The sequence below is a fragment of the uncultured Roseibium sp. genome (genome assembly GCF_963675095.2).
In the GTDB taxonomy this organism is placed as follows: domain Bacteria; phylum Pseudomonadota; class Alphaproteobacteria; order Rhizobiales; family Stappiaceae; genus Roseibium.
In genome coordinates this window covers 114,701-128,123 of record NZ_CAXXSJ010000049.1, presented here as the reverse complement: position 1 = coordinate 128,123, position 13,423 = coordinate 114,701, and the positions used below count along the sequence as shown (strand labels likewise).

Annotated in this window: 13 protein-coding genes and 1 pseudogene; 8 read left to right on the top strand and 6 right to left on the bottom strand. The window is 61.0% G+C overall.

The genetic code is table 11. The features are described from left to right. The first annotated feature begins 3 nt into the window (after positions 1–3). A pseudogene (gene ftsY / locus ABIN98_RS18810) lies at positions 4–1,294 on the top strand (signal recognition particle-docking protein FtsY). Between the two features lie 18 nt (positions 1,295–1,312). On the opposite strand, the gene ABIN98_RS18805 reads toward ftsY, so the two are convergent. Together ABIN98_RS18805 and gloB are read right to left on the bottom strand one after the other, a co-directional pair. Beyond that, positions 1,313–1,765, bottom strand: coding sequence for a cupin domain-containing protein (locus tag ABIN98_RS18805; RefSeq protein ID WP_346912093.1), 453 nt, complete (start codon positions 1,763–1,765; stop codon positions 1,313–1,315). Positions 1,766–1,769: 4 nt separating this feature from the next. Continuing rightward, complete coding sequence (gene gloB, locus ABIN98_RS18800) at positions 1,770–2,549, bottom strand: hydroxyacylglutathione hydrolase (protein WP_346912092.1); 780 nt, start codon at positions 2,547–2,549, stop codon at positions 1,770–1,772. A gap of 158 nt (positions 2,550–2,707) precedes the next feature. Here gloB and ABIN98_RS18795 point away from each other — a divergent pair, with 158 nt between their 5' ends. Beyond that, on the top strand, positions 2,708–3,493 hold the full coding sequence (locus ABIN98_RS18795) for a methyltransferase domain-containing protein (protein ID WP_346912091.1): 786 nt from the start codon (positions 2,708–2,710) through the stop codon (positions 3,491–3,493). On the opposite strand, the gene metW is transcribed toward ABIN98_RS18795, so the two are convergent. Together metW and ABIN98_RS18785 are read right to left on the bottom strand one after the other, a co-directional pair. Next, a complete protein-coding gene (gene metW / locus ABIN98_RS18790; RefSeq protein ID WP_346912090.1) occupies positions 3,494–4,126 on the bottom strand; it encodes a methionine biosynthesis protein MetW in 633 nt (210 codons plus the stop codon). Position 4,127: 1 nt separating this feature from the next. Next, positions 4,128–5,324, bottom strand: a complete 1,197-nt coding sequence (locus ABIN98_RS18785; RefSeq protein WP_346912089.1) for a homoserine O-acetyltransferase — start codon at positions 5,322–5,324, stop codon at positions 4,128–4,130. A gap of 331 nt (positions 5,325–5,655) precedes the next feature. On the opposite strand from ABIN98_RS18785, the gene ABIN98_RS18780 reads away from it, so the two are divergent. From ABIN98_RS18780 to ABIN98_RS18770, 3 genes are read left to right on the top strand one after another with little or no spacing between them, the layout of a single operon-like run. Then, positions 5,656–6,531 carry a chorismate mutase gene (locus ABIN98_RS18780; protein ID WP_346912088.1) on the top strand — a complete coding sequence of 292 codons (876 nt, stop codon included), beginning with the start codon at positions 5,656–5,658 and terminating at the stop codon, positions 6,529–6,531. After that, positions 6,528–7,661, top strand: a complete 1,134-nt coding sequence (gene hisC / locus ABIN98_RS18775) for a histidinol-phosphate transaminase (protein WP_346912087.1) — start codon at positions 6,528–6,530, stop codon at positions 7,659–7,661. Before ABIN98_RS18780 ends, hisC begins: the two co-directional genes overlap by 4 nt. 25 nt (positions 7,662–7,686) lie before the next feature. Beyond that, positions 7,687–8,610: a prephenate/arogenate dehydrogenase family protein gene (locus tag ABIN98_RS18770; RefSeq protein WP_346912086.1), complete on the top strand. Its 924-nt coding sequence runs from the start codon at positions 7,687–7,689 to the stop codon at positions 8,608–8,610. A gap of 35 nt (positions 8,611–8,645) precedes the next feature. On the opposite strand, the gene ABIN98_RS18765 is transcribed toward ABIN98_RS18770, so the two are convergent. Both ABIN98_RS18765 and ABIN98_RS18760 read right to left on the bottom strand, forming a co-directional pair. Continuing rightward, the gene (locus ABIN98_RS18765; protein WP_346912085.1) at positions 8,646–9,626 is read right to left on the bottom strand and encodes a hypothetical protein; all 981 of its coding nucleotides are present in this window, start codon (positions 9,624–9,626) and stop codon (positions 8,646–8,648) included. A gap of 222 nt (positions 9,627–9,848) precedes the next feature. Further along, positions 9,849–10,754: a polyprenyl synthetase family protein gene (locus tag ABIN98_RS18760; protein ID WP_394701559.1), complete on the bottom strand. Its 906-nt coding sequence runs from the start codon at positions 10,752–10,754 to the stop codon at positions 9,849–9,851. Positions 10,755–10,955: 201 nt separating this feature from the next. Here ABIN98_RS18760 and ABIN98_RS18755 point away from each other — a divergent pair, with 201 nt between their 5' ends. From ABIN98_RS18755 to rpmF, 3 genes are all read left to right on the top strand, one after another. Then, positions 10,956–12,197 (top strand): cyclopropane-fatty-acyl-phospholipid synthase family protein, encoded by a 1,242-nt coding sequence (locus tag ABIN98_RS18755; RefSeq protein ID WP_346912084.1) that lies wholly within the window; start codon positions 10,956–10,958, stop codon positions 12,195–12,197. Further along, entirely contained in the window at positions 12,148–12,921 is a 774-nt protein-coding gene (gene mtgA / locus ABIN98_RS18750; protein ID WP_394701558.1) for a monofunctional biosynthetic peptidoglycan transglycosylase, read from the top strand. Before ABIN98_RS18755 ends, mtgA begins: the two co-directional genes overlap by 50 nt. 169 nt (positions 12,922–13,090) lie before the next feature. Then, the gene (gene rpmF, locus ABIN98_RS18745) at positions 13,091–13,276 is read left to right on the top strand and encodes a 50S ribosomal protein L32 (RefSeq protein ID WP_190291185.1); all 186 of its coding nucleotides are present in this window, start codon (positions 13,091–13,093) and stop codon (positions 13,274–13,276) included. The last annotated feature ends 147 nt before the right edge of the window (positions 13,277–13,423 follow it).

Below are 13,423 nucleotides of genomic sequence, written 5' to 3'. Positions count from 1 at the left end.
GAAATGAGCGAAAAGAAACGCGGGTTCCTGGGACGGCTTTTCAGCGGCAAGGACAAGAACGAGACGCCGGAAGCCGAAGGCATTAAACCCTCCGCCGAAAACCCCGTTGTCGACGCACCCCAATCCGAACCGGAGCCGGCCGATACCGGTTTCGATGCGGCACCCGATCTGACGGAACCGCCCGCTGAACCGCCGATTGCGGAAGAAACGCTTTTCACCGGCATCGGCGCCGAGGAAGCGCTCGAACCGGATCTCTCCGAAGGCCTGAGCGACACGGTGGAACCCGAGACAGTGGTTCCGGAAACGCCAGTCATTACGCCCGTCACGACGGACATACCGGCGGAAACACCACCGGTCGTGCCGGACGACCAGCCGAAACGCTCCTGGTTCCAGAAGCTGAAAAGCGGTTTGTCCCGCTCGTCCTCCGCGCTGACTGACGGCATTTCGTCGATCTTCACCAAGCGCAAGCTCGACGCCACCATGCTGGAAGAGCTGGAAGACGTGCTCATCCAGGCGGACCTCGGTGTCGATACCGCCATGGCCATTACCGACCGCCTGTCGCAGGGCCGCTACAACAAGGAAATCGAACCGGAAGAGGTTCGCGCGATCCTGTCGGAAGAAGTCGAGAAGGTACTGGAACCGGTCGCCCATCCGCTCAACCTCGACACGGGGCGGAAGCCGCATGTGGTTCTTATGGTCGGGGTCAACGGCACCGGCAAGACCACCACCATCGGCAAGCTGTCCCAGAAACTCGCCACTGAGGGCAAGAAGGTCATGCTCGCCGCCGGCGACACGTTCCGCGCGGCGGCCGTCGAACAGCTCAAGATCTGGGGCCAGCGCACCGGCGCCGAGGTGATCGCCCGCGATACCGGCGCGGATGCCGCCGGCCTTGCCTTCGATGCCATGAAGGAAGCCAAGGAAAAAGCGGTCGACGTCCTTCTGATCGATACCGCCGGCCGGCTTCAGAACAAGGCCGAGCTGATGGACGAGCTGGAAAAGGTCATCCGCGTGATCAAGAAGCACGACCCGGAAGCGCCCCACACGGTGCTCCTGACCCTCGATGCGACCACAGGCCAGAACGCCCTGAACCAGGTGGAGATCTTCGGCAAGGTCGCCGGCGTCACCGGCCTGGTCATGACCAAGCTCGACGGCACCGCCCGCTGGTGGCATCCTCGTCGCCATCGCCGCCAAGCACGAGATGCCGGTACATTTCATCGGCGTCGGCGAGGGCGTCGACGATCTGGAACCGTTCTCGGCCAAGGATTTCGCCAACGCGATTGCAGGGCTGGCCTGAACCAATCGATCTCGCGTTTCAGCCTCGGCCCGGCTCCCAGCCTTCCGGCGCCATCTCGAAGCCTACGAACTGAAAGCCCGGGGCGACCGTACAGCCTACAAGGGTCCATGCCCCGAGAGACCGCGCCTGCTGCCAGCCGTCCCGAGGCACGATGCCTTGCGGGCGCTGACCGGCGGCGAGATCTGTGCCCAGGGTCAGGACATCCACCGCCTTGCCATCCGTACTGATCAAAAGCTCCAGCGGCGCGCCGGCGTAATGGTGCCATGTCTCCACCGCATCGACCTTGTGCCAGCGTGAGGTCACACCCTCCGGCAGTAAAAAATAGATCAGCGTGGAGGCGGCTCGCCCGTTCGTATCGGTGACATCGTCCCGAAACGTCTCGACGTAAAACCCGCCTTCAGGATGCGGCTGCATTTTCAGAAGATCGACGACCTGATCGGCCATCAGATCGCTTTTTGTCGGGCCCGGCATCGGATTACGCGTTGTCCTTGCGTGTCCGGATTTCGGCGAAGACATCGGCATCGGACGCCTCTTCCAGCCCCAGGGTCTTCCGGACACCCGGATCGGCCGCGCGCAGGAACGGGTTGGTCGCCAGTTCCTGACCCATGGTGGTCGGCAGGGTCGGCTTGCCTGCGGACCGTAAGGAAGCGACTACGGCGGCGCGCTTTTTCAGCGCCTCGTTGTCCGGGTCGATAGTCAGCGCGAACTTCGCGTTGGCCGCGGTATATTCATGGCCGCAATAGATCGTCGTGTCAGCGGGCAGTTTTCGAATCAGCCGCGCCAGCGACGCCCACATCATTTCCATGTCGCCCTCGAACACCCGGCCGCAGCCGAGCGAAAACAACGTGTCGCCGGTATGGGCGAGTTTGAGGGAGGGGATGTACCAGGAAATCTGGTCGAGCGTATGCCCCGGCGTGGCGATCGCCTTGATCTCGAACGGTCCGGCCAGAATGTCGTCGTCGTCCTCTACCGTTTTGTCGAGACCGGAAATAACCTCCCGCGACCGCTCAGGCCCGGTCACCGTCGCCATGGTCTTTTCCTTCAGCTCCGACAGCCCCTGAACGTGATCCCAGTGGTGGTGGGTGATCAGGATATCGGTCAGTTTCCAGCCGGTTTCCTCAAGAACGGCCAGGTAGGGGGCCGCGTCCGGAACGTCGATCGCAATGGTCGTGCCGCTGTCCGGATCGTGGATCAGGACGCCGTAATTGTCGGACAGACAGGAAAACTGGCGGATTTCAACGTTGGATGCGGACATGAAACGAACCTTTGTCAAACGGTTGTCTGGACTTTGGCCAACAGTGACAAACTGCGCCGGACCCGACAAGTGCGAAACCCTTGCGAAACGATCCGGTTCACGTTTCAATCGCGCGGCGCCGGGTTTGGTGAGGAATCGGCGCTGAAACGGAAGCCTGCATGTATCTCGACGTTGCCGATCTGAGAACCTTTTACGATCTGCCCATCGGCCGGCTTCTGCGGGTGCTGATCGGCGGCCAGATCCGAACGTTCTGGCCGGACATGAACGGTCGGAGCCTGCTGGGCGTCGGCTATGCCGGTCCTTTCATGCGACCCTATCTGCCAACAGCCGAACGCTGCATTGCCGCCATGCCCGCCCAACAGGGCGCCGTTCCCTGGCCGCGGGAGGCGGATAATGCGGCAGCCCTGGTGGAAGACGACCGGCTACCGTTTTCCGATGCCGCCTTCGATCGGGCCCTTGTGGTTCACGCCCTCGATCATTGCTCCAATCCCGGCGAACTGCTGCGGGAAACATGGCGTGTGCTGGCCCCCGGCGGCCGGATGATCGCTGTCGTTCCCAACCGGCGCGGGCTCTGGTCCCAGTCGGAACTGTCACCTTTCGGATATGGCCGGCCCTATTCGCGCAGCCAGTTGAAGGCGCTTTTACGCGGATCGCAATTCGAGGTCATGGGCGACACGGAAGCGTTGTTCATGCCGCCGACACGCGCGCGCTTCGTCCTGCGCTCGGCGCGAACCTGGGAAGGCATCGGCCGGCGCTTCTGGCCGGCCTTCAGCGGTCTTCTGATCATGGAAGCGGAAAAGCAGGTTTTCAGAGGTATCCCGGCCGACGGCAAACGCAACCCGTTGCGGGTTCTCCGTCCGGTCTTCATTCCCGATGGCGCACCAGCCGGCATGAAGCCGGTCCGGCATATGACCGGAAATCGCGACCTCCTGGAAAAAAGCTGATCAGCGCTTCAGCAGGAAAACCGCCTGCTCGGCCACGATGTTCCACACCCACCACGGCGCGCGGACCGGAATTTCGTCGCCCTGACCATTGAGGACGACCGTGTCCACCACCGTCGCATCCAGCTCCCGGCAAAGCGCCACGAAATCGTTCAGAGAGCAGAAATGGATGTTCGGCGTGTCGTACCATTCATAGGGAAGGTATTTGGTCACCGGCATCCGACCCCGGAACAGAAGCTGCATGCGATTGCGCCAGAAGGCGAAATTCGGGATCGAGACGAGGACTTGGTCGCCGATGCGCAGCAGCTCCTTCAGAACGCCTTTCGGATCATGGGTCGCCTGCAGCGTCTGGCTCATGATGACCACGTCGAAGGCGCCGTCGGGATAATCGGCGAGATCCTCATCCGCATCGCCCTGCACGACGGACAGTCCCCGTTCGACGCATTTGTTCACGCCTTCCTGGGAAAGCTCCATGCCGCGTCCGTCCACACGGCGTTCCCGGACCAGGATATCGAGCAAGGCACCGTCGCCGCAGCCGATGTCGAGTACCCGTGCACCTTCCGGAACGAAGTCGGCCACCACGCGGTAATCGCCGCGAACGTCATTTCCGATCGTCAGTTGGGATGTCAGCGCCATGTCAGTCGCTCCCTCCCGGTGCCGGAATGCCGCGCGCGGCAGCCGCCCCGGTCACAAAACCGCGAATGGTCGAAAACATTTCCGGCACATCGAGCAGGAAGGCGTCATGGCCGCGGTCGCTCTCCACCTCGACGAAGGAGACGTTGGCCGCCGCTGCGTTCAGCGCCTTCACCACCGCCTTGCTCTCCGACGTCGGAAACAGCCAGTCCGAGGTGAAGGACATGATGCAGAACCGGGTCTTCGTGTCCTTGAACGCCTTCGGCAGGGTGCCGAATTCCTTTGCCAGGTCGAAATAATCCATCGCCCGGGTCACGTAGAGATAGGAATTGGCATCGAACCGGTCGACGAACGTCATGCCCTGGTGCCGCAGGTAGCTTTCGATCTGGAAGTCCGCATCGAAGCCGAAGGTCAGGCTGTCCCGATCCTGCAGGTTACGGCCGAATTTCTGATGCAGCGATTCATCGGACATATAGGTGATATGGGCCGCCATGCGCGCGACCGCCAATCCCTTGGTCGGCCGCAGCCCCTGGGAAATATAGTCGCCGCCGACCCAATTCGGATCCGCCATGATCGCCTGCCGGCCAACTTCGTGAAACGCGATGTTCTGCGAGGAATGGCGCGCGCCGGCCGCAATCGGAATGGCCGAAAACACCCGCTCCGGATAGCTCGCCGCCCATTGCAGCACCTGCATGCCGCCCATGGATCCGCCCGCAACGGCGAACAACGTGTCGATCCCGAGGTGATCGACCAAGCGCGCCTGTGCGCGAACCATGTCGCGGATGGTGACCACGGGCATGGCAAGGCCGTAGGGTTTTCCGGTTTCCGGATTCGTGCTCGCGGGACCCGTCGTGCCGAGGCAACCGCCAAGCACATTGGAGCAGATCACGAAATACTTGTCCGTATCGATCGGCTTTCCCGGCCCGACCATGAGGCTCCACCAGCCGGACTTGCCCGTGATCGGATTGGTGGAGGCGACATACTGGTCGCCGGTCAGCGCATGACAGACCAGGACGGCATTGGACTTGTTCGCATTCAGCGTGCCATAGGTCTCGTAAGCGATCTGCCATGGCCCGATTTCGCTTCCCGAATCCAACGGCAAAGCCTGGTCTGCTCCGAAGCGGACACATTTGCTCGAAGGCGAATTCACCTCAGTCAGAGGATCGGGTGTAGCGTCGCTATCGGGTATTTCCACGGCCATCTTAGCTGTTGCGAACTCGCTGTCTGGGTTTGCAATGATTGTCAGAAACGGTCACGCGCATTCATCGGAGCGAACCGGACCTTGTATGGATCACATGACTATCCGGCATCACATGATGCAAAAAGCGGTCCGCTCAATAAGGCGCGGGGTGGAGCCTCGGTCAGATGTAGCAATCCGAACTCAACTCGCCATAGACCAATCGATACCAAGGACGTATGGGTGCCTTGGGGTCGGTGTCAATGTTTTCTTTTGCCTTTGCAGCGGCAGATGCCTATGACTATGCGCCCAAACGCTGGTTACAAACGAGTTTCAAAGAGGTTTCAGGCCTGTCATGAGCCAGACGCACGATCGCGTGACATCGCTGGATACGCTTCGCGCGCGGATCGATGAAATCGATGCGCGTCTGCATGAGGGGCTGATGGAGCGTGCCCGGATCATCGACGGGATCGTCGCGGCGAAGCGGGCAAGCGGCGCCGACGGCGTCATGTTCCGGCCCGACCGGGAAGCCGACATGATGCGCCAGCTGGTCGAACGTCATGAAGGCTCCCTGCCTCTGTCGATGATCGAACATCTCTGGCGCGACATCATCTCCACCTGCACCTTGCTGCAAGGGCCTTATGCGGTCCACCTGGACGGCAGTGCCGATCTGGCCGAAATGCTCGATCTGTCCCGCTTCTATTTCGGCTTCACCGTCGACCTGGAGCCCTGCGGCGATGCGGCCGATGTGGTCGGCTCGGTTGCCGCCTCTAAGGGCGATCTCGGCCTTGTCGCGCTCGAAGAACGGTCCGAGCTGCCCTGGTGGCGCGGCCTGAGCGACACCGGTGCGCAGATCATCGCCCGCCTGCCGTTTCTGGTGCTTGAGGAACGTCCCGCGGACCTGCCGGCACTGGTCATCTCGCGGGCGATCCCGGACGGCTCGGTCGCCGATACGCTCGTCTTCGATGCCCGCTGGAACGGCGCCCTGCCGGGCCGCCTGATGAGCCACGGCATCGAAGTCATCAGTTTCCATCGCTCGGCGAGCGGTGTCGATGCGCTGCTCGCGGTCTCTTCCGATCTGGACGAAGCCGCAATTCTCGCAGCCTGCGCCGAAGCCGGCGCGGAACCGGATGTATTGAGACAGGTCGGCGGTTACGCCTCACCGATCGATGTGGAGGGAGACACGGACGAGGACTTCGCCTCCGAAGAGCCCACCGTCTCCGAAGGATGAACACAATGACTGACGCAGCGATGGAAACGGAAAACGAGTCTTCAAACCGGCCGATGCCGCGCCCCGGCGTACTGGATATCGCACCCTATGTCCCAGGCAAATCCAAGGCGACCGGCGGAGGGAAGCTCTACAAGCTGTCCTCGAACGAAACCCCGCTCGGCGCCAGCAAAAAGGCGCAGGACGCCATCGCGCGCATGGCCGGAACCCTGGAATTCTATCCGGACGGCGCCGCCGCGGCGCTCCGTGAAGCCATCGGCGACGTCTACGGCCTGAACCCGGACCGGATCATCTGCGGCGCAGGGTCCGACGAAATCCTGAGCATGATCGCCTATGCCTACCTGGGCCCGGGCGACGAGGCGATCTATTCCCAGCACGGCTTCCTGGTCTACGAGATCGCCATCCGCGCCGCCGGCGCGACCCCCGTTGTTGCGCCCGAGACGGATCTCAAGACCGACGTCGATGCGATCCTGGCCAAGGTGACCGACAAGACCAAAATGGTCTTCATCGCCAACCCGAACAACCCGACCGGCACCTATCTGCCGTTCTCGGAAGTCCGCCGGCTGCACGAAGGCCTACCGTCCAACGTGGTTCTGGTGCTGGACGCCGCCTACAGCGAATACGTTCGCCGCAACGACTACGAAAGCGGCATCGAACTGGCGGCCACGACCGAAAACGTGATCATGACCCGTACGTTCTCCAAGATTTACGGCTTGGCGAACCTGCGCCTCGGCTGGGGCTTTGGTCCGGCCCATGTCATCGATGCGCTGAACCGCATCCGCGGACCGTTCAACGTCTCCGGGCTTGCGATTGCCGCCGGCATCGAAGCCGTCAAGGACCGGGCCTTTGTCGAAAAGGCGGTCGACCACAACGAACAGTGGCTCCCCTGGGTGACGAAAGAGCTGGAAAAGCTCGGCCTGACCGTGACGCCCAGCGTCGGCAACTTCATTCTCATCCATTTCCCGGAAGTGGAAGGCAAGAAGGCGACCGATGCGGACGCGTTCCTGTCGTCGCGCGGTTGCGTGCTGCGTCTGGTCGGCAATTACGGTCTGCCGAATGCGCTACGCATGTCGATCGGCAGCGAAGAGGCCAACAAGGTGGTTGTCGACAACCTCGCCGAATTCCTGAAGTAACAATCAAAACCGTACTGTCTGTTTCATGTCCGAACCGCTGTTTGATCGCATTGCCCTGATCGGGATCGGCCTGATCGGCTCCTCGATTGCCCAGGCCGTCCGCGCCCGGGGTCTTGCCCGCGAAATCGCAATCTCCACGCGCTCGCCGGAAACCCTTGCCCGCGCCGAGGAACTGAACCTGGGTGACAGCTATTCGCTGGACGCGGTGGAGGCGGTGGAAGGGGCGGATCTGGTCATCCTCTGTGTGCCAGTCGGCGCTTATGGAGCCGTGGCCAAATGGATTGCGCCATCCCTGAAGAAAGGGGCGATCCTCACAGACGTCGGCTCCACGAAGGCTTCCGTCGTCCGTGACGTCGGCCCGCATGTTCCCCAAGGCGTGCATTTCATTCCTGGCCATCCGATTGCCGGGACCGAACATTCCGGCCCGGACGCCGGTTTTCCGACCCTTTTCGAAAACCGCTGGTGCATCCTGACGCCACCGGAAGGAACGGATCCGGACGCGCTGGCGCGGTTGACAAAATTCTGGGAAGCCTGCGGTTCCAATGTGGACGTCATGGACGTCCAGCATCACGACCTGGTGCTGGCCATCGTCTCCCATCTGCCGCAGCTGATCGCCTACAACATCGTCGGCACCGCGGACGACCTGGAAACGGTCACCAAATCGGAAGTGATCAAATATTCCGCCTCCGGTTTCCGCGACTTCACCCGACTTGCCGCCTCCGACCCGACCATGTGGCGGGATGTGTGCCTCAACAACAAGGACGCCATCCTGGAGATGCTGTCGCGGTTCTCAGAAGATCTGTCGGCGTTGCAGCGGGCGATACGCTGGGGTGACGGGGAAGCTCTGTTCGATCTCTTCACACGGACCCGCGGCATCCGCAAGTCGATCATCGAGGCCGGCCAGGACACCGCCGCACCGGACTTCGGCCGTTCACACGGTTCGAAATAATCCGGGCTCTATCGGCACATGTCCAAGGCATTCCCTTAAGCGATCACGTTTGCCGAAACGCTGATCTGAGGTGTCGACAGGTTGAGGCTCGTACCGGCATCGATTGAGACAGCCGGTGCAGCAGTATTTCCAACGACCGTCGTATCGGATGCAGGTGCCGTGTTTTGGATGACTTGTGAGGCGCCGTTTGCGGACTGTTGCTGCCGCTGGAACTTGTCGAGCTCTTCGCTTCCCTTGCGAAGTTCCTTTTCCGCCGCCTTCAGTTCCTTTTCGGCGTCCTTGTCGTCCCGTTTGGCGAGGGCTTTGATCCGCGCGGCAATGTTTTTGAGCTCCTGCTCGATCTTCCGCAATTCCTCAAGCTGCGCCTTCTTCACGGAATTTCCGTCGTAGCCACCTTGGCTCTGGGTCGACGCGATCGCACTGGTATAGGCATCGATCGCCGCTCCAAGGGTCTTGTCGTCAACCGACGATTCCCCGTCGTCCTGGACATCATCGGCCGGCGCCTGAGCGGAAGGGTCGGATTCACCCGGTGCGGGAACAACGACTTCCGCCTGAAGCGCCGTAGCGCTCGCCGTGTCAGCCGGGGTTTCTGACACACCGGTCACAGCCGATGCCGTAGCGATCGATGCGATCTCCCCTCCAGCTGGAACGGCAGTCAGTGATTGGTTCAGCGATGCGGAACTGACGTCCGACGTTGTCGAGCCGCCACCCGAAAGAGACGCGGCCGCAGCCTTGAACTCCTTGCCGAGCCGTTTTAGTTCTTGTGCCAAGGCGCGCGCCTGCTCGGGCGTGGCGTATTTCAGCCGCTCCTTGAGCTGTTCGATACGCTCCTTCAGCCTGGAAATTTTCTGTCCGCGCTCGCTGTCCTTCTGGCTCTCGACGGCGTTCTTCAGAGAACTGGCAACCTGGACGCTGTCTTCCAGTTCTTTGAGGAAGTCGTCGACCTTGCCTTTGGACGCCTCGTCCCCGCTCCTCGAAAGCAGGGTTTCCGCTGCCGCCCGCAGGTTGGCGATCATTGAGTCTGCGCTGCTTTGCCCGGTGGCACCGGATCCTCTGGCATACCCCGTCCGGCGATCGAAATTTCCAAATCCGCTGGCAAACGACGCAACCATCGTCTCAGCCTCCACCGCAATAAATAGCATCCGAATTCAGGACGGAAACAAAGCGCAAATCAGGCTTGATCTTGCAGCAGAAGGGTAAAGGGAATCTAAACGGACAGGGTCGGCAGTCAGACTTTGTTAACGATCCCGCCGCACCACGAAGTGGGCAATATCCGATAGCATCCCCGCTTTGGCGCCAAAAGGCGCAAGCAGTTCTCCCGCCTGGCCGAGAAGGGTATTGAGCTCTTCGCGGGTCTTTTCCACCCCGAACAAACCCACCAGCGTCGCCTTGCCGGCCGCCGCGTCCTTGCCCGTAGCCTTTCCCGTAATTTCCGGGCTGGCTTCGACGTCGAGCAGATCATCCGCGAGCTGAAAAGCAAGGCCGATAACCTCACCGAAACGCGTCAGCCGGTCGATGTTTTCTTCCGAGGCATCTGACAGGATCGCACCGGCCCGGCAGGCGTAGCGCAGCAACGCACCTGTCTTCATGGCCTGCAGTTTCCGGATCTCGGCTTCGCTCCGGTCACGGCCTTCAGATTCCAGATCGAACATCTGGCCGCCCGCCATACCGCCAATCCCCGCCGCCCGCGCCAGTTCCCGATTGAGGCGGAGCCGGACAGAAGGATCCGGATGAACCTCCTCATCGGTGATCACATCGAAGGCCAGGGTCAGCAGCGCGTCTCCGGCAAGAATGGCTGTGGCCTCGTCGAACGCCTTGTGAACCGTCGGCAGGCCCCGGCGGAGATCGTCGTCGTCCATGGCCGGCAGATCGTCATGAACGAGGGAATAGCAATGGATCATCTCCAGTGCGGCAGCGGTCAGGGCCACGCCCTGATCGTCCCGGCCGAAAAGCGCCGCGGCCTCGATCACCAGGATCGGACGCAGCCGCTTGCCGCCTCCAAGTGCTGCATGCCGCATAGCGGCAAGGAGACGTTCCGGGCGCTCCGTCTCGCCATCACGGACCTCCGCGGACAGGATATCTTCCAGGACCGTTTCGACCCGATCGGCCGACTTCGCCAGATGCGCCTGAAACTCGTCCGTCAAATGCCCGTTCCAATCCTGCTGCTTCTGACCGCAGCGCTACAAGGGCCGGGCGGTCGCGAAAGGGGTGAGATCTTCACCGGTTCCCTGTCCTGAAAATCAAGTCCCGTCAAGCCGTCCCGACAGGATTTGTTAATAAGCATGGTTGCATTGTTAAATATAGCAGTATTAAGCTAGTTCCTTCTCCATAAGGGAACAGTGATCATGCGTATGCTAGCAAGCTTACTGAAGTCCTGCATCAAGCGAGGCCGTCTCCGGATTGTCGATGCGAATGGAAAACAGCATGAATTCGGCTCAGGTTATGACGGGCCGGAAGTATTCATTCGCTTTCACGATCCCAAACTCCATTGGAAGCTGGTACTTCATCCCGAACTCGCGGCAGCGGAAGCCTATATGGACGGCACGCTGACGCTGGAAGAGGGCTCAACCTGTCTCGATTTTATCGATCTGTTTTTTGTTAATCCTGCGCCTGAAGGCCTCTATCCCCTTCAGGAACAGATTGCGCGCATCGGCAACAAGCTGCACAGGTTTCACGAAAAATCGCTCGTGTCGAAGACAAAGCGCCATGTGCAGCATCACTACGACCTCTCCACGGAGCTTTACCGGCTGTTCCTCGACGAGGGTCTGAACTACAGCTGCGCCTATTACCAGTCGCCCAAAGACAGCCTTGAAAAGGCACAGGCCGCGAAACTCGACCACCTGATTGCCAAACTCGATATCGAGCCGGGCATGCGCGTGCTGGAAATCGGCGGCGGTTGGGGGTCGCTCGCCATGCACATGGGGCGCGCAGGCGCCGATGTGACCTCCCTGAATGTTTCGGGAGAACAGATTGCCATCGCCGAACAGCGGGTTGCGGCCGCCGGGCTGGAGAAAAATGTCCGCTTCGTCAAACAGGACTACCGGGAATTCACCGGCAAGTTCGACCGGATCGTCTCCGTCGGGATGATGGAACATGTCGGCGTCGGCAACTACGACGGCTATTTCGGCAAGGTGCGTGACTGCCTGAAACCGGACGGATATGCGGTCATCCACTCCATCGGCCGCATGGCGCCTCCGGGCACGACCGGACCATTCATCCTGAAATACATCTTCCCCGGCGGCTATTGTCCGGCCCTGTCGGAAGTCATGCAGTCGATCGAGCGGCTCGGGCTTTGGGTCTGCGACACGGAAATTCTGCGTCTGCACTATTACTACACCCTCAAGGCCTGGCGGGAACGGTTCGAGGCCAACTGGGACAAGGCAGCCGAACTCTACGACGAACGCTTCTGCCGCATGTGGGAATTTTACCTTTGCGCCTGCGAAGTGAGTTTCCTGCATGGCAACAACATGGTGTTTCAGCTAATGCTGTCGCTGGAACGCGACGCGGTCCCGATCGTGCGCGACTTTATTGTCGATAATGAAAAGGACCTGCGTGAAAAAGCCTCGAAAATCCGGAAAACAGCCTGACGGAACGAAGACCGCTTCGAAGCCCGCCAACAAGGCACAGCCGGTTACGCTGAGGCGCATAAGGCGCTGGACCTTAAGAGGCCTCGCGGCCGTGATCATACTGCCGCTTGTCCTGACCGTCCTCTACGCGGTCGTGCCCCCGGTCAGCACCCTGATGCTTGCCCGCTATGCGCAACTGCTCTGGGTCGACCGGCAGTGGCGCCCGATTGACGAAATCTCTCCGCATCTGGTGCGCTCGGTCATCACCTCCGAGGACAGCAGCTACTGCGAGCATGGCGGTATCGACTGGTCCGCCCTGGAAAAACAGATCGACACACTCGTCAATGAAGGGGAATCTCCGCGCGGCGCCAGCACCCTGACCATGCAGACCGCGAAGAACCTGTTTCTCTGGAACGGCCGCAGCTATATCCGCAAAGGCCTGGAATTGCCGCTGGCCCTCATGATCGACGGCATTCTCACCAAACGGCGCATCATGGAAATCTATTTGAACATCGCCGAATGGGGCGAGGGGATCTTCGGTGCGGAGGCCGCCGCCCAGGCCTGGTTCGGCAAATCCGCGAAGGATCTGACCCGCGTCGAGGCGGCACGGCTCGCCACGGCCCTGCCCAATCCGCTCGTCCGAAACCCGGCAAAACCGTCGTCCGGCCACCGGAAACTCGCCGCCACCAACCTTGCCAGGATCAAATCCGCCGGCCCCATATTCGATTGCGTCCTCAAGCCCTGACCGGATGCTTCGATCGGCTTTTTTGGCCCTGCAAGAAAATTTGCGCTTTGGGGTGGCAAAACGCCTGGGTTCCCTGTATAACGCCGCGCATTCCAACACACTGCGTGATGCCACGCCCCGGGCTTTCCCGGTCCGGGCCGCGCGACGATGGACCACGGAGAAAAACAAAATGGCCGTTCCGAAGAGAAAAACCTCGCGCATGAAGCGCGGTTTTCGCCGTTCCGCGGACGCCCTGAAGCAGCCGGCTTACGTTGAGGACAAGGATTCGGGCGAACTGCGTCGCCCGCATCACGTTGACCTCAAGTCCGGCATGTACCGGGGCCGTCAGATCCTGAGCCCGAAAGACGACGTCTGAGCTCCGGATTGCCGCACGGCAAACAGATTTAGGCCGGCCCTCACGGGGTCGGCCTTTTTCATGCCTGCAACTGCAATTTCAATGACACTTATGATTCTGCGGCCCGATTGGATATGCGCCGCAACCCGATTTTTGGCTAGGCTGGCC